Here is a 15,207-nt window from a genome sequence, read left to right as displayed (position 1 = left end):
GGGGTGGCCCACATGCAGACCTGCACCCGACGGGTACGGGAACATGTCTAGCAGATAGAACTTTTCCTTCTGGGCTAGCGAACCTTCAAGATCGCCTTCTGGGTTATCAGCCGAGAACGTCTGATTCTCCTGCCAGTATTCCTGCCAGCGGGCCTCAATTTTGGCCGCGAGCGCCGCGTCGTAGCGGTAAGGATTATCCCCTGCGGTTTGCATGCTCAATTTGACCTCGTTTCATCTGTCAATCCGACATTTACACTACCCCACTAATGGGGGTTCTTTAGAATCGGGTGGGGCGAAAAATGGGCAAGCTTGTACCACAATGGAAGTATGACAATTTTTGAAAAAATTATTTCCGGCGACATTCCCGGCAAGTTCATCTACTCCGACGAAATTTGCGTTGTTTTTGCTGACATCTCCCCCGTTCGCCCCGGCCACGCACTCGTGGTTCCGCGTGAGGCGATCAGTGAGTGGACTTCCCTTTCCGACGAGGTAGCCGCGCACCTGTTTAACGTGGCCAAGCGCATTGGAGAAGCGCAAAAGAAGGCCTTTGGTGTGGAGCGAGCCGGCCTGTCCATCCTCGGCTTTGAAGTTCCCCACACGCACCTGCACGTCGTTCCCCTGCGAAGCGAGGCGGATATGAACCCGGCAAACGCGAAGCAGGCGACGAATGAGGAACTGACCGAGAGCACCGAAGCTCTGCGCGAGGCTCTTCGCGCCCTCGGGTATGGAAACAATGTTCCCCCGCGCATTGACAGCGCAGAACTTGCCTAAGCCTTAGCCAATTCAAACGATTCGGCCGGTCGGAATGTTCCCGACCGGCCGAACTGTTTCAAACTGCTTAGGCTGACTCAGCCCGTTCCGGCGTTACTTTGATGCGCGCGGCCAGAGCCGTGGAAATATCGAGCCGGGTGCCCTCCAGTTCCACAGTTACCTGGCCAGCAATATCCGCGCGCTCGACTACGCGCAGCTTCGCTCCGGGCAAGATGTCGCGCTGCTCAAAGTAGCGCAGTACTTCGGGCTCCCCGTCACGAATACGCACAATCTGCACGACCTCATCCAACGGCGCGGCAGGCAATGTGAAGCACGAACACCTGTGTACAGAGCCGTCCTTACCGGGAATCGGATCCCCGTGCGGGTCAAAACGGGGGAAGCCCAGAGCCTCATCAAGCTTGTCTATGAACCGGTCAGAAACCGCGTGTTCAAGCTCGTGTGCCTCAAAATGTAACTCGTCCCAGGAATAGCCGAGGGACTTGTACAAGAAAGTTTCTAAAATACGGTGGCGACGCACCATCTCAATGGCTTCTTTGCGACCTGCTTCGGTGAGCCTGACCTTTTGATACGGCTGGTGATCCAACAGGCCAGCATCCCTCAGCTTGCGCACGTTTTCTGAGGCTGTGGAAGGAACAACCTCCATAATCGCAGCTAGTTCAGTTACGCTAACGCCCTCATCGTCCCACTCCTCTACCGAATAAACGGCCCGCAGGTAGTCTTCCCTAACGGTTGACAGCTCACGCTTTCCGGTCACAGGAGGCCTCCGATTTGTTCAGTCATTGTAAACAGCACGACGATAAACACCACTAGGTGCAAGCATACGATTGTTGCCCACGAGTAGCGCAGCATCGTTTTGCCCGTTGCGCGTGTACCCTCGAATGCGGTCAGAGCCGCGGGTATGAGTACCGCGCTCACGATAATCGTTGCCGACCACACCACCATGCAGTACGGGCAAAGCGCAAAAAAGTTTGTTGCCGACTGGTACAAGAAGTAGCCCACAAAAACAAGGCCGCAGGCCGATCCTAAACCCAGTAGCATTGTTGCCGGTTTGCTCAGGCGAGTGCCGAGTAGCATCACCGCGCCGATTGCAACCAGTGCACCAAAAGCCGCGATTCCGAGCGCGGAATTGGGCACAGTGAGCAGGTGCGCCTGCGGCGACATCAGGGAACTGCCGCAACTGATCAGCGAATTCAGGTCACACCCGAGCGCGCCGTCCGGGTCTCGCAAGTGACCCAGCTCTGTTTCAAGTAGCCCAAGGGAAGCGAGCAATCCCATTGCCGCACCCAAAACAACTACAACAATATTTATGAAGCCAACCGGAACGGAATCTTTAACAACCGCTTTATCCACGTGATTTCCTTACCTCGACTCCCAAATACTACGAGATAGGACGCTCCCCTCGCTTCTTTTGTACCAAACGGCTGATGTGTCTAAGACCGCATTGGATGATTTTGCAGTCTTATTAAGAAACGCGTAAGGTTTTTATCTGCAGGCGCCGTTAGCTCAATTGGCAGAGCAGCTGGCTCTTAACCAGCGGGTTGGGGGTTCGATTCCCTCACGGCGCACCAAATTTCCCCGACTCCGGTCGGGGTTTTTTACTGCCCGTTGTCGAAACTTATCTGGGCCGGTCTTCGTAAAACGCCAAGACCGGCCCAGATAGTAGCTCAACACTCGAGAGCCATTAGCTACTTCAAGTTGTAGGTCATGTCTTCGAGTTCGACACCCTTCGTTTCTGGAATATGTTTAACAACCAGCCAGATCAAGATCGCGCCCACGACCGCATACGAGAAGTAAGTACCGGATAGGCCGATGTATTCCTTGGTGACCGGGAACAGGAAGGTGATTAGTGTTCCACCAATCCAGTTTCCTGCGGTTGCCAGTCCCAAGCCAGCGGTTCGAATCTGGTTCGGGAAGATCTCTCCGAGGAACACCCAGAGGACCACGCCCCAGGTACCACAGAAAATGATGTAAACGAGATGAACACTAACAAGGGCGACGAATGCCCAAGCTCCCGTCAGGTTGAGTGCGCCCGTGTCGGTGGTGGTTCCCTGAGTGAAGGTGATAGCAGCTACGAGCATGGAAACGAACATGCCAACCGCTCCCCAGAGCAAAAGCGGACGACGTCCGATCCTGTCAATCACCGCCATGCCAATCAAGGTCATAATGATGCCAATGACTGAGGTCAGGACAGGAATAAAGACAGATAGATTTCCAGTGAACCCTACAGTCGTCCACAGGTCTGTTGCATAGAGCAAAACGTTATTGATTCCAGCCATCTGAATTAGGAACGCAAAAGCGAGTGCGATCCAAACCACGGGGCGCAGGCCATATTTGTCGTCACGTAGGTCAGCAAACCTCGGCCGGTGACCCGAAAGCGAAGCACGAATCTCAGCGATGCGCCCCTTGGGGTCCGAATCTGAACCAACCGAAGCGATTATCTTTTCGGCGTGGTCTTCTTCTCCGATTGAGACGAGATAACGCGGAGATTCCGGCAACGAAAGAACGAAGAAGCCATACAGCAAAGCAGGAATTAGCTCACTGATGAACATCCATCTCCAAGTATGTAGCCCAAACCAAGCAACTGCGTCGGCCGAACCGGTCACTTTAACCAAAATGAAATTCGTAATAAAAGCACCGAAGATACCGAAAGCGATTGCCAGCTGCTGTAATGTTCCAAGCCTTCCACGCTTATCCGCAGGTGCGATTTCAGCAATGTACGCAGGAGCGATTACCGCCGAGATACCCACACCCAGGCCACCCAATAGGCGCCACCACGTCAATGCTTCGAAGCTGAACGACAAACCACTCATTAGAGCAGAGATAGCGAACAGAACCGCTGCGGTAACCATGACTTTGACACGCCCGATGCGGTTCGCAATTCCGCCCGCGATAGCAGCACCAACGGCAGCGCCCAAGCTCACGATTGAGACAACTAAGCCCGTCTGCCACGACGCTAGAGAGAACCCGGTGTCGGCTCCCGAAACGGATCCTATCGCCCCATTAATAACGGCTACGTCAAAGCCGAATAAGAAGCCGCCGAGCGCGGCCGCTCCAGCAATCTGCAGGAGTCTATTGTTCTTGCTCATAAGAGTTCCTTTCAAAGGCTTGAGTGTGAGCTAATTGGTGTGGCAAGAAAAGAACGTATTGTTTCCTTAACCCGCGTCCACGTAACGGTGTTTGGCACGGAGAGCGCACCATGAAAAGTACCCGGGAACATATGCAACTCCACGGGAATGCCCGCATCGGCTAAATCCTGGGCGAAACGCACGCCTTCGTCCCGAAGAGGATCGGCAGGATTGACAACGATGAGAGCCGGAGGCATCTTCGCTGCTACTTCCCGCGAAGGCACATAAGGCGGGACGGTGGTCGGATCACCCAGATAATGACGCCATGCTGACGTTGAAGCAGCGCGTGTCCAGATTGGACCATCCTGATAGGTGTCGAAAGACTTCGTAACCATACCCGGTTCGAGGCACGGCTCTAGCAAAACAATTCGATCGACATTCGCGACCATCCCCTGTTCTGCCCCCAGTGCTAGAGCCTGCTGCGCCAAACCTGCGCCGGCCGAATCGCCGTAAACATAGAGCGGTATTTTCGGATAGGTTTGCGCAAGATAGCGCAAAGAACTGAGGCAATCTAGAGCCGCAGCCGGCCATGGGTGCTCTGGCGCCAAGCGATAGTCCGGGCTAGCGACAACCGCACCATCAAATACATCAATCAGCTCACTATTGCGAGCATCATCGTAACGGGCAGCCCCAGCTATGTACCCACCGCCATGAATTGAGAGAACAACAGATCGCGGATTACCCGCACGTCTCAGACATCGCAACACGAAACTGTCATTATCTGTCTGCTCCCCACTGTCGAGCACAACCTCATCGACTTCAACACCTTCCGCAGGAGACACGTCAGACAAAAGCTCTTCGCCGCGTTGACGCATGGTCAGATAGTCATCAGTATTTTGCTTCGGGGTCGCTTCAATAACATCTTTCAGTTCCAGCGCAATGTAGGGCTCAGGCAGAGGCCCGGACTTTGCGTAGCGATCGAGGAATGAGCCCACAAGGCGATAAAACTCTTCAGGTTGATCCCTACGAACAGTATGTGAAGCGTCGGAAATCAGCACCGAGCTGATCTGAGAGCTTCCCAGGTTCTCAAGCTCTGAAAGCCCCTCTTTGCCGAAGAGCACATCATCTTTATCTCCCGTAACCAAAAGCGTGGGAACCTTGAGTTCCTTAAGCACGTCGCGACCGCGCATTCCAACGACACCGGTGGCGGCAAAACGGCGATCCACCTGTGTCTTCCCTTGAGCCCACGCACCATATTCTGACGCCGGCCACGCCGTATACACCTTCATGAGTTCAGTGATGGCCTCACCGACGTGCTCCGTGACCAATTCTTGACGTTTAACCAACCCATCTGCTGCCTTACGGTACAGCTCCCACTGCTCGTCCGTTAGAAGCGCGGGATCCTCGAGCACTAGCGCCTGGACTATTTCTGGAACATCACGAGCGATCACGGAAGCAACCGCCCCGCCTAGAGAGTGCCCCATGAGCACGACCTTGCGACTTGTGCTCTGCCTGGCTGCCTCCACTACAACTGAACGAATTTCAGCGACGATGGCCTTAAAAGGATCAGCCAGTTCGGCATCGAAGAAATGTCGCGATAAACCATGTCCAAGGGTGTCAAGCAGGTATATTTTCCACTCGTCTTTCCAATGCTGAGAAATGTCGGACAAAGACGCGGCGTTATCGGTCACGCCATGCAAAGCGACGATAACGCCCTTAACCTCGCGGCCCGATACCGAATACGATATTCCGTGATTAGCCATCAAGATTTCCTTAATCGAGAAACAAGGGCACCAGCGCCCTAGGGTGACACAAACCACCCTAGGGCGCTGTATACTGGCTGTCAAGCACTGATTTATCGGAGGCCTCCTAATGGAACCAAAATACGCGAAGGTCTACGACGCTCTATTGGAGCGCATCGCAAAGATGAACCCTGGCGAGCGATTGGACAGCGAAGTCAAACTCGCCTCTTCATTCAACGTTTCCCCAATGACCGTCCGTCGCGCGCTCATGCTGCTTAATCAAGACGGTCTAACAGTTGGTATTCCCGGACGGGGCACCTTCGTAACAGACCCCAAATCAACGCCCAACACGTCTCCTCTGGCCGCGGAGAACAGTTGGAATGCTTCAGCTACACTCCTCACTTATCCCAGACTTGTCTCCGCACTACTACAGAAGGCGGACGACACTGAACGGAAGCTCTTGAATACCACTGAAGAACCTTTTATTGCGCGCATCCAGCGCTCTCACTACCTTGACGAGAACCATACAAAACTCGTGGGCATAGAGGTTGGAATTGTTAGAGGCGACGTCTTCCCAGGCATACTCGGACTTGATTTATCTCAAAACCTCAGCGAGCTTCTTTTAGGCGACCATTGGGAACCTAAACGAGAGATAACAACGTCGCAGACCATTCGTGCAACCATGTCTAACAAACTTGAAGCCGAACAACTACATATCGCCGAACCAGCGCCCCTGCTAGCTCTTGAGACCTCTTTTCTCGACGAAGCAGGGAAAACGTGCGCGGAGATCACAAGCAAGTTCCTGGGCGAGCACATCGAAATCACCCTCTAGAAGTTACGTAGACGCTGGCCAAAGTTATCGCCGGCGCAGTGAACCTACACTTCCGTCCTTAACCGGTTAAGCCGCTACCAGCGCAGCCTCGCGTCTGCGCTGGATGCGTAGCGGCAAAAGTTCAGCTCCAGCCATAGCCGCAACAATCAAGGTCCCGCCCAAGATCAACCGGAAGGTCAGGCTTTCGCCGCCGAACGCCACCGCGAAGGCTGCGGCGAACAACGGTTCCAACGTGAAGATAATCGCGGTTGAGGTTGGATTAATATGCGCCTGCGCCCAAGTTTGCAAGAACAACGCAAGCAAGCTTGCCACAAACGCCATATAAAGCAGTGAGGCCCACTGTCCCGCAGTAGAAGGCAACGTAACACCACCGGGCAAAGCAAATAGGAACCCGAGGGCGCCCATACTAATCAGCTGAATCACCGTCAGGTCGAGTGCGTTCTCCTTACTGGTCCAGTGCCCTAACACCACGATGTGGAGGGTGAACATGAGAGCGCCGAGCAACGTCAAAAGCTCGCCAAAGCCAACCGCCAGACCATCCAACGTCAGCACCATCAAACCACCCGTGGCGATCGCAATGCACCCCCACGTTGCCCGAGGGATCTGCACCCCAAACATGAGCATCAAAACGACGGGAGTAAGAACCACATACATGCCGGTAATAAATCCAGACACAGAGGCGTCCGTGTACTGCAGACCAACCACCTGGAACAACTGGCCAAGCATGAAGATCGCTCCAAGCAACATTCCCTTGCCCCAAAGATCCTTCGAGACCTTTTTCAGAGCACGATAGCGCACCGCCAATACCACAACTGCGGCAATAACGAAACGCGTTCCCAGAAAATCCAGCGGCGGAACAGCGCTCACAAGATCCTTAATCAGGAAGAAAGTAGAGCCCCACACGGCAGTAATAAAAACAAAGGCCAAGACAGCAAGCACAGTGGCAATCTTTTCTGAATCGAATCCTCGCCACCAGAACTTTTCACCGGAATCCCAGTTAAGTCCCATAAAAGTTGTAGTTGCTGTTTCTAACCTGTTTTCACCCTGCCTCAACACAGCTTCCCTTCAACTCATCGCAGAAAACACTAACGACTAAGTGATTATATCCAACTTAGCGGGCATAAAATAACCCCTTCAAAGTAGCCAAGCCGCGCGACTTCGTCTTACACTTCAAACTTCTCCAGTTCATATTTTGAGTTATTTTGCGCAGTTTTTCGTTTGGCGGTGTTCCCAAGATCGCACTTTGCGCGTTTGTATTTTCAACTTCGCCAGTGTTATGATTTTCAAGTTGCATTCAAGAGCGTTCTTGGCAACATGCGCCGTTAGCTCAATTGGCAGAGCAGCTGGCTCTTAACCAGCGGGTTGGGGGTTCGATTCCCTCACGGCGCACTTTACATATCCCCATCAGCATTTCCGTCTTCACTGAGAGCAATCTATGGTGCGTCGTTTAACATCCGATGAAGAGCGCCTGATTAATGCTGTTCGTGCGCAACTAGCCTCGCGAAAGAAAACCCAGATTAACGACGAGGTTATCGAGCAAGTAACCCGCCTCGTAAAATCTCTCACCGGCCCCCGCAAATCGATCACCGACGCGGTTGGCCCCGTGTGCTCCACGGCAGACCTCGTTGATTGGATGGGCATTTCGCGTCAAGCCGTAAACAAAGCCGTTAAAGAGTGCCGCATTTTTGGTGTCCGCGAGGGCAACGGCTCGTGGATGTACCCCACCTGGCAACTCACGTCTAACTTCCAAATCGTAAACGGCCTACCCGAGGTTCTGGGCCGCCTTGATGGAGCCATCAGCACCGTTGAGATCGGCCGCTGGTTCATATCCGCACACCCCGAGCTAGAGGGGCTCTCCCCCGCCAAATGGTTGCAGCAGGGGCGCGAGGTACGAAGCGCCGTACGAGTTGCCGAACTCCTCGCCCGCAAGCACCGCTAGGTAGCCCGGCAACTCCTACAGCAAACTACCCACAGCCAAGTTCGCTGCGAAGACGAGCCACGTGGCCCTTCGCGCGAACGTTATACATCGCGTGAGTAACTTTCTTATCCTTGCCAATCACCACGGTGGAACGGATAACGCCGCGCACTAGCTTGCCGTAGTTCTTCTTCTCTCCAAATGCACCCCACGGCTCCATGACGCTCTTGTCAGGGTCCGACGCCAACGGGAAGTTCAATCCTTGGTTATCGCGGAACTTCTCCAGGGCCGGCATCTTATCCGGGCTCACGCCAATCACCGTGTAACCACAAGACTTCAAAGAAGACAGGCTATCGCGAAAATCGCAGGCCTGCGTGGTACAGCCCGGCGTGGAAGCGCGCGGATAAAAGTAGACGACTACGCCCTTTGCGGCCTTTTCAAGCTGGTCGTACAGGCTGATTGTGCCTTCGGTCGAATCAAGTTCAAAATCTGGGGCCACCTGGCCCACCTCAAAACGTGTCATGCCTCCATTGTGCACAAAGCCTGCGCAACCAGCGCGTTGAAAGCCAGATCTGGCCGCTATACGAAATCCTCAGTACGTCCCCACTGGGCCCGGCCCAGCTTAGACAGCGGGTTCAACTTCGCGAAATCAACCATGCCGTCCTCGGCCATAATTTTACTGTCCGTATGAATCGCCTTCACCTTGCCAACGGTAAGAATCGCCGTTTCTACCTCTACGAATGAGTGGACCTCGCACTCAACTGCAACGCGCGCGTCATCCAGCATTGGCGCGTTCACGTTCGGAGCCTTCTTCCACGTCATACCCACCGCGTCTGCCTCGGATACCTCGGCAGGAAACTCCTTGGATGTCACCGCAACCTTGGGCTGGTCATCCACGCTTGCAATATGCACCGTGAAGGCCCCCTCCCGCTTGGCGTTGCGATAGGAATCCTTCGGAGCGCGCGAAGTGAACTGGAACATCAAAGGATCCGTACAAACCACAGAAAATAGAGCATACGGTGCGAGGTTTGCAGACCCATCCTCGTTAAACGTTGCCACCCACGCGATAGGGCGCGGAACAACTAAACTCATTGCAAGCTTATAGCCATCAACCGGCGCTTCATCTTCCGGCTTAAAAACGACGCGTTCCACGTAACTCCCCCATCCGTAGCAGCTCCTACCCACACAGGCTACATGGTTGGGTAGCCACCCGGTTACAAGGTGGCGGGGAAAAGAAAAGCCCCGGACATAAGCCGGAGCTGAAACGTGCCCGAGAAGGGACTTGAACCCCCACGTCGCTAGGACACCAGAACCTAAATCTGGCGCGTCTACCAATTCCGCCACTCGGGCAACAGGAAAAAGCATACCAGGCGTGAGGCCAGACTCGTCAAATCAAGCCAACGTGATCTACACCCCGCAGCTTGCTCTTCCCGCCGCGTCGTTCAAAGCGCGGCATTTCAGCCGCGCGAAGTCCGCGTTAACCCGCTGCCACAGCGGGTCTATCCAGGCGCTGCGTTCCATCAATAATCGACTGCGCAAGCACCCGATTACCGCGATAGAGCACCAGCGTCTGTCCCGGCGCAATACCGCGCACAGACTCCGCGAGCGTCACCCGCAACCCGTCTTCGAAACGCTCCAACCTCTGAATTGGAGCAGGCCTGCCATGCGCGCGCATCTGTGCGTAAAGACACTCGTCATCATCCGTACCGAGGGGCTGCGCTTGAGTTGTGCGCACGTCACCCTCATCGTCGCTAGCATCCCAGGTCAAATCGGTAGTGATAACAACGTCTACACTCAGCAACTCCGACGGGCCCACCACAACCTGATTCACGTCCGGACGCGTTCCCAAAACGTAACGGGGACGTCCATCCACAGCCGGCCGATCAATACCAAGCCCCTTACGCTGGCCAACCGTGTACTCAAAGTAGCCACGGTGCTCACCGAGCACATTCCCGTCCGTATCCACAATCTCGCCCGCAGATTCACCAAGGCGACGGCGCAAAAATCCCTGCGTATCACCATCGGGAATGAAACAAATATCAAACGAGTCCGGCTTATTAGACACTTCCAGGCCGCGTGCCTGCGCTTCCGCCCTCACTGCCGCCTTGGAAGGCATCTCCCCCAAGGGAAAGATGACGCGCGAGATCTCTTCTTCTCCCATCACTGCAAGAACGTAAGACTGATCCTTTGACACGTCCCGCGCTCGCAACAATTCATAGTGATCTCCGTGCTTCTCCGCACGCGCATAGTGGCCCGTCACAACCGCGTCGTAACCCCGCTCGCGGGCGCGGACCGTGAGCTCACGGAACTTCACAAACTCGTTGCAACGCACGCACGGGTTAGGTGTGCGGCCAATGCGGTATTGCTCTACGAAATCTGAAATCACGTTCTCTTCAAACTCGTCGGCCAGGTCCCAAACCTCGAACGGGATCCCCAGCAACTCGCACGTCCTTGCCGCATCCGCACGATCTTGCGGGTTAGCGCAACCACGCGAGCCAGCGCAGCTATCCCCCTCGGTTTTCAAAGCCATATGCACGCCGGTGACGTCATAGCCCGCTTCTACCGCACGCGCGGCAGCAACAGCCGAATCAACACCGCCAGAAAGCGCTGCAATAACCTTCATACGCGCCTACAAACCCTTCTGCCTCAGCGCAGCAAGCGCCTCGGGCACAACCTCATTAATGTCACCCACAACACCGAAATCGGCAATCTCGAAAATCGGGGCATCCGGATCATCACAGACCGCCACGATATGACGGGATGCCTGGATACCGCACGCGTGGTGCACCGCTCCGGAAACGCCGAGGCCGATGTACAAGTTAGGAGCAACGCTCACGCCTGTTTGACCAATCTGCGTGGAGCGATCGATCCACCCTTCATCCGCCGCCACGCGGGTGGAACCCACCGCCGCGTCAAGTGCATCCGCAAGCTCATTCACCAGCGAGAAATCGCCGTCTGTGCCGCGACCGCCACAAACCACAATCGGGGCCTCTGTCAAAGACACGCGGCCCTGGCCGCCCTCCTCAATCGAATCCACGACCTTAACGCCAACAGCAGGCTGTGAGTACGCGACCTTGATAGGAACAATTTCAGGTTCAGTGGCAGTGCCAACTTCCTGGGCCTCCACCGCGGACGGGCGCAAACCGATAACAGGAGTGCCTCGCGTAACCTTGAACTTCGTAGACCACGTGCCGGCCAGGACGCTCTTTTGCGCCTCAATCTGACCATCCACAATGCCGCAAGATGTCACGTCTACAACCGCGCCCGATCCCAAGCGAACCGCTAGAGCTGCCGCTACTTCCCGGCCGCGATAATTCGAAACGTTAAGCACCGCAGCGTACTGGGCCTCCTGGCGCGCCACCTCAAACGCTGCATCCGTCACAACTGCTGCTACGCGCGGCGAAAAGCCCTCCAAATCAGGGGTAAAGACGCGCGCCACGCCATACTTACCAAGCTCAGAGACCTGCGGAGCAGGATTGAGCGCAATCGCGTCAATACGACCAGAAGTGAGCGAACCCGCCAACGTAAGCAACTGCTTAGACGGTTCCGTCAGTACAAAACCTTCATCAATGTTCCCCGTATGATCCGTGATCACCAGGATCGGAGCTGAAATCTTCTCCACTACTTCAACACCTTCTCAATGTACTCAGCCAGCTTTAGGCCGCCACCTACGCCAGACACAACCTCGCCGGCCGCGCGCTCTGACTGTTCACTAGCCTCCAGCACCATCGTGCCCGCACCCTGCTTGCCGATCACCATGGCATCCGGATCAGCTACATCGTCAATATCATCAAGCGACCACACGTCCAACGGCTTCTTCCGCGCCGCGCGCATGTCCTTGAAATTCGGGAAACGCGGCTCATTTACCTGGTCCGTCACCGAAACCACAGCAGGCAAACCACAGCGCAACGTGTCCGTGAAACCATCCGCGTGGCGAACAGCCTGCACGGCGCCCTCTTCAATAGAAAGCTCAGACGCAAGCGAAATATAGGGCCAACCTAAACCAGCAGCCACAGCCGCTGGAACCATCGACGTCATACCGTCCAAGCTAGCCATACCCGTAATAAAGAGGTCAATCGGTTCCTCCTGTGCGAGCTTGCGGGCCACAGCCGCAAGAACCTGTGCGGTACCAATCGCATCAGAACCAGCCAAACGATCATCAGTTACAACAATCGCGCGATCCGCACCTTTTTGCAGTGCAAGCATCGCCGAATCCTCGGCATCCTCTGGCCCCATAGTCACAGCAATGACCTCGCCACCAAGCTCTTCTACAGCAGCTACGGCCGCCTCGATCGCATTTTCATCAAGCTCATTTAGAGTGTCGTCCTCGCCACGAACCAGACGCCCATTTTCAATTCGGCGCTCAGACATGACATCGGGGACATGCTTAATACTGACCAAAACTCTCATACCCAATACAGTGCCACAATTTTCCCTACGTTGCCGTATCCAAAATGCACTTGTGACCAACCTTAAGGGCGTGCAAACACTACGAAAGAGCAGGTTTATCCGCGAGCGGGTATCATCTTTGCGGTATATGAAATAGGTGGCAACTAAGCTAAGAGCCACTCACAAGGAGACGTTGGATCACAATGGCGCAGCAACAAACGCACGCAGCCCGAGAAAACTGTGGGCGCAGGGGCGATCTCGCCCCCTCAATTCAGCACCCCACCAACCTCGGAGCCACACCCGTGGCAGGCGGCGTCGATTTTGCCGTAGCCGCTCCCGATGCGAAGAACGTTGAGCTATGCATTTTTGCTGACGCCTCCCGCCACAGCAAAGAAACCCGCTACGACATGACGCCCCACGAAGGTGGCATCTGGTCCGCGCACCTACCGGGCGCCGGCGTTGGCACTGTGTACGGATACCGCGTTGACGGCAAGTGGGATCCAGAAAGCGGCTCTACTTTCAACCCCAACAAGCTTTTGCTGGACCCCTACGGCAAAGGCATCGAAGGCGAAGTGGTGCTGAGCCCCGCCATCCATGCACACGAAGTAGACGACAACATGTTTCCGTCCTCTACCCCCTACAAGCAGTCAAAAACCGACTCGGCTACCTACATGGCGCGTTCTATAGTGGTGCAAACCAACGAATTCGCGGTATCTGCAAAACCGCGCACACCGTGGAACGAATCCGTCATCTACGAGCTACACGTCAAAGGCTTCACTAAGCAAATGCAGGCCGTCCCCGCCGAACTTCGCGGCACCTACGCAGGCCTTGCCCATCCCGCCGCCATTGCGCACCTCAAAGCGCTCGGTGTCACCGCAGTTGAACTACTTCCCATCCACGCTTCCTGGAACGAGCCCTTCCTCCAAGGCAAGGGGCTTTCCAACTACTGGGGATACTCCACTCTTTCCTACTTCTCCCCCGAACCTCGCTACGCCACCAAACAAGCGCGCCAGCTTGGCGCCCAAGCCGTACTAGATGAAGTGCGCGGCATGGTCTCAATCCTGCATGAACACGGCATCGAAGTGCTCCTAGACGTGGTCTACAACCACACCTGCGAGGGCGGGCTTCCCGGCCAGATGATCTCCTGGCGCGGGTTCGGCCAGCAACTGTACTACCGCCACACCAACGAACGCCCCGCGCAGATGATTGATGACACGGGTTGTGGCAACACCGTGAACTTCGACGAATCCCTCGTCATCCAACACACTCTCGACTCCCTGCGATACTGGTCCGAAGAAGTAGGAGTTGACGGGTTCCGCTTCGATCTTGCTCCAACGCTCGGCCGCCACGCGCACGGCTTTGCCTCCAATCACCCGTTCTTCATGGCCCTTGCAGCTGACCCCGTCCTCAATAAGCAAAAGATTATTGCCGAACCGTGGGACATTGGCCCGGGAGGCTGGCAAACCGGAAACTTCCCCCTACCCTGGTCCGAATGGAACGACCGCTACCGCGACACCATCCGCTCATTCTGGCTAGCCGACTTTGCAAACCTTGAAGCCGGCCGCCAAAGCCAAGGCCCCAACGAGCTTGCAACCCGCATCTCCGGTTCGGCCGACCTGTTTGGCGAAACGCTCGGCAGGCTGCGCCCCGTTCGCTCCTCCGTAAACTTCATTACCGCGCACGACGGTTTCACCCTGGCTGACCTCACTGCATACAACCACAAGAACAACTTCGACAACCTCGAAGGCAACATGGACGGCACGTCCCAAAACCTCTCGTGGAACCACGGGGTTGAAGGCCACATGAACCGCATTCCGCGTCCCTCTGACGTGGAACAAGACACTCCCCTGGGCATGCTGGATTCCGTGTTCTACGCCCGCGAGCGCTCCATGCGTAACCTCATGGCTACGCTCCTTATTTCGGCCGGCACCCCCATGATCACGGCCGGAGACGAGATTGGGCGCACCCAGCAGGGCAACAACAACGCCTACTGCCAGGACAACGCCATCTCGTGGGTCAACTGGGACATGGATTCTTGGCAGCACGACCTCTTTGAATCAGTGCGTTACCTGATTGCCCTGCGCGCTAATCATCCGGTTATGCGACCAAACTCGTTTGCCTCCGGGAGCACGAGGTGCGGCGACGAAATCGCCGACCTGTCTTGGTACACGGCTAATGATCGCAAGTTCAAGCCGGAAGACTGGCATAAGGTAAAGCACCGCACTTTGCAAATGTTGCGCTCAGGCGCGCCCTGTAACGATTCTGACATGCTCGTGGTTTTCAATGCGACGCTGAACTCAAAAACGGTCATGCTTGCCAAGGGCCGGGGACACAACTACCGTCTTGTTTTTGATTCGTCTTGGACCAACCCGAGCGAGGGCGGGGTTATTACCGCTTCTGACCACAGTGGCTGCGATATTGCAAAGCCCGGGTCTATGGTGCACATAGAGCCGCAATCCCTGCAGATTTATCTGTCCGAGTAGTGCGATAGGA

The 15,207-nt window shown here is 55.5% G+C and carries 15 protein-coding genes and 3 tRNA genes; 6 read left to right on the top strand and 12 right to left on the bottom strand.

Annotated features, from left to right (window positions below):
* On the bottom strand, nt 1-213 hold a 213-nt coding region (locus HMPREF2891_RS09635), incomplete at its 3' end, for a hypothetical protein (RefSeq protein ID WP_410002355.1).
* A 114-nt stretch (nt 214-327) separates the two neighbouring features.
* Between HMPREF2891_RS09635 and HMPREF2891_RS04395 the strand changes: the two genes are divergently transcribed.
* Nucleotides 328-771, top strand: a complete 444-nt coding sequence (locus tag HMPREF2891_RS04395; RefSeq protein ID WP_070621130.1) for an HIT family protein — start codon at nt 328-330, stop codon at nt 769-771.
* Between the two features lie 67 nt (nt 772-838).
* Here the strand turns inward: HMPREF2891_RS04395 and HMPREF2891_RS04390 are convergent, their stop codons facing one another.
* Both HMPREF2891_RS04390 and HMPREF2891_RS04385 read right to left on the bottom strand, forming a co-directional pair.
* A complete protein-coding gene (locus tag HMPREF2891_RS04390; RefSeq protein ID WP_070621131.1) occupies nt 839-1,525 on the bottom strand; it encodes a metal-dependent transcriptional regulator in 687 nt (228 codons plus the stop codon).
* Complete coding sequence (locus HMPREF2891_RS04385; RefSeq protein ID WP_070664005.1) at nt 1,522-2,121, bottom strand: vitamin K epoxide reductase family protein; 600 nt, start codon at nt 2,119-2,121, stop codon at nt 1,522-1,524. Before HMPREF2891_RS04385 ends, HMPREF2891_RS04390 begins: the two co-directional genes overlap by 4 nt.
* A 142-nt stretch (nt 2,122-2,263) precedes the next feature.
* Here HMPREF2891_RS04385 and HMPREF2891_RS04380 point away from each other — a divergent pair.
* Nucleotides 2,264-2,339: transfer RNA gene (locus HMPREF2891_RS04380), tRNA-Lys, on the top strand.
* A 117-nt stretch (nt 2,340-2,456) separates the two neighbouring features.
* Here HMPREF2891_RS04380 and HMPREF2891_RS04375 read toward each other — a convergent pair.
* Both HMPREF2891_RS04375 and HMPREF2891_RS04370 read right to left on the bottom strand, forming a co-directional pair.
* The gene (locus HMPREF2891_RS04375; RefSeq protein WP_070621133.1) at nt 2,457-3,857 is read right to left on the bottom strand and encodes a sugar porter family MFS transporter; all 1,401 of its coding nucleotides are present in this window, start codon (nt 3,855-3,857) and stop codon (nt 2,457-2,459) included.
* 11 nt (nt 3,858-3,868) lie between these two features.
* Entirely contained in the window at nt 3,869-5,599 is a 1,731-nt protein-coding gene (locus HMPREF2891_RS04370) for an alpha/beta fold hydrolase (RefSeq protein ID WP_070621134.1), read from the bottom strand.
* 109 nt (nt 5,600-5,708) lie between these two features.
* On the opposite strand from HMPREF2891_RS04370, the gene HMPREF2891_RS04365 reads away from it, so the two are divergent.
* On the top strand, nt 5,709-6,410 hold the full coding sequence (locus HMPREF2891_RS04365; RefSeq protein ID WP_070664004.1) for a GntR family transcriptional regulator: 702 nt from the start codon (nt 5,709-5,711) through the stop codon (nt 6,408-6,410).
* Nucleotides 6,411-6,476: 66 nt separating this feature from the next.
* Here HMPREF2891_RS04365 and HMPREF2891_RS04360 read toward each other — a convergent pair whose 3' ends face one another.
* Nucleotides 6,477-7,418: a DMT family transporter gene (locus HMPREF2891_RS04360; RefSeq protein ID WP_233187618.1), complete on the bottom strand. Its 942-nt coding sequence runs from the start codon at nt 7,416-7,418 to the stop codon at nt 6,477-6,479.
* A gap of 308 nt (nt 7,419-7,726) precedes the next feature.
* Between HMPREF2891_RS04360 and HMPREF2891_RS04355 the strand changes: the two genes are divergently transcribed.
* Both HMPREF2891_RS04355 and HMPREF2891_RS04350 read left to right on the top strand, forming a co-directional pair.
* Nucleotides 7,727-7,799: transfer RNA gene (locus HMPREF2891_RS04355), tRNA-Lys, on the top strand.
* A gap of 46 nt (nt 7,800-7,845) precedes the next feature.
* Complete coding sequence (locus HMPREF2891_RS04350) at nt 7,846-8,349, top strand: hypothetical protein (protein ID WP_052038866.1); 504 nt, start codon at nt 7,846-7,848, stop codon at nt 8,347-8,349.
* A gap of 25 nt (nt 8,350-8,374) precedes the next feature.
* Here the strand turns inward: HMPREF2891_RS04350 and HMPREF2891_RS04345 are convergent, their stop codons facing one another.
* From HMPREF2891_RS04345 to HMPREF2891_RS04320, 6 genes are all read right to left on the bottom strand, one after another.
* Nucleotides 8,375-8,848, bottom strand: a complete 474-nt coding sequence (locus HMPREF2891_RS04345; protein WP_070664003.1) for a peroxiredoxin — start codon at nt 8,846-8,848, stop codon at nt 8,375-8,377.
* 56 nt (nt 8,849-8,904) lie between these two features.
* Complete coding sequence (locus HMPREF2891_RS04340; RefSeq protein ID WP_222566261.1) at nt 8,905-9,417, bottom strand: flavin reductase family protein; 513 nt, start codon at nt 9,415-9,417, stop codon at nt 8,905-8,907.
* Nucleotides 9,418-9,592: 175 nt separating this feature from the next.
* A tRNA-Leu gene (locus HMPREF2891_RS04335) sits at nt 9,593-9,675 on the bottom strand.
* A 127-nt stretch (nt 9,676-9,802) separates the two neighbouring features.
* A complete protein-coding gene (mnmA, locus tag HMPREF2891_RS04330) occupies nt 9,803-10,948 on the bottom strand; it encodes a tRNA 2-thiouridine(34) synthase MnmA (protein ID WP_070621137.1) in 1,146 nt (381 codons plus the stop codon).
* A 6-nt stretch (nt 10,949-10,954) separates the two neighbouring features.
* Complete coding sequence (locus HMPREF2891_RS04325; RefSeq protein ID WP_070621138.1) at nt 10,955-11,947, bottom strand: electron transfer flavoprotein subunit alpha/FixB family protein; 993 nt, start codon at nt 11,945-11,947, stop codon at nt 10,955-10,957.
* Nucleotides 11,947-12,735, bottom strand: coding sequence for an electron transfer flavoprotein subunit beta/FixA family protein (locus tag HMPREF2891_RS04320; protein WP_070621139.1), 789 nt, complete (start codon nt 12,733-12,735; stop codon nt 11,947-11,949). The genes HMPREF2891_RS04325 and HMPREF2891_RS04320 overlap by 1 nt, the downstream gene beginning before the upstream one ends.
* A gap of 182 nt (nt 12,736-12,917) precedes the next feature.
* Here HMPREF2891_RS04320 and glgX point away from each other — a divergent pair, with 182 nt between their 5' ends.
* Nucleotides 12,918-15,197 carry a glycogen debranching protein GlgX gene (glgX, locus tag HMPREF2891_RS04315; protein WP_083311244.1) on the top strand — a complete coding sequence of 760 codons (2,280 nt, stop codon included), beginning with the start codon at nt 12,918-12,920 and terminating at the stop codon, nt 15,195-15,197.
* The last annotated feature ends 10 nt before the right edge of the window (nt 15,198-15,207 follow it).

Origin of the sequence: Actinomyces sp. HMSC065F11, from assembly GCF_001813085.1 — a bacterium.
GTDB classification, from domain to species: domain Bacteria; phylum Actinomycetota; class Actinomycetes; order Actinomycetales; family Actinomycetaceae; genus Gleimia; species Gleimia europaea.
Note: the sequence above shows the minus strand (reverse complement) of the source record. Positions and strands in the feature narration are given on the sequence as shown.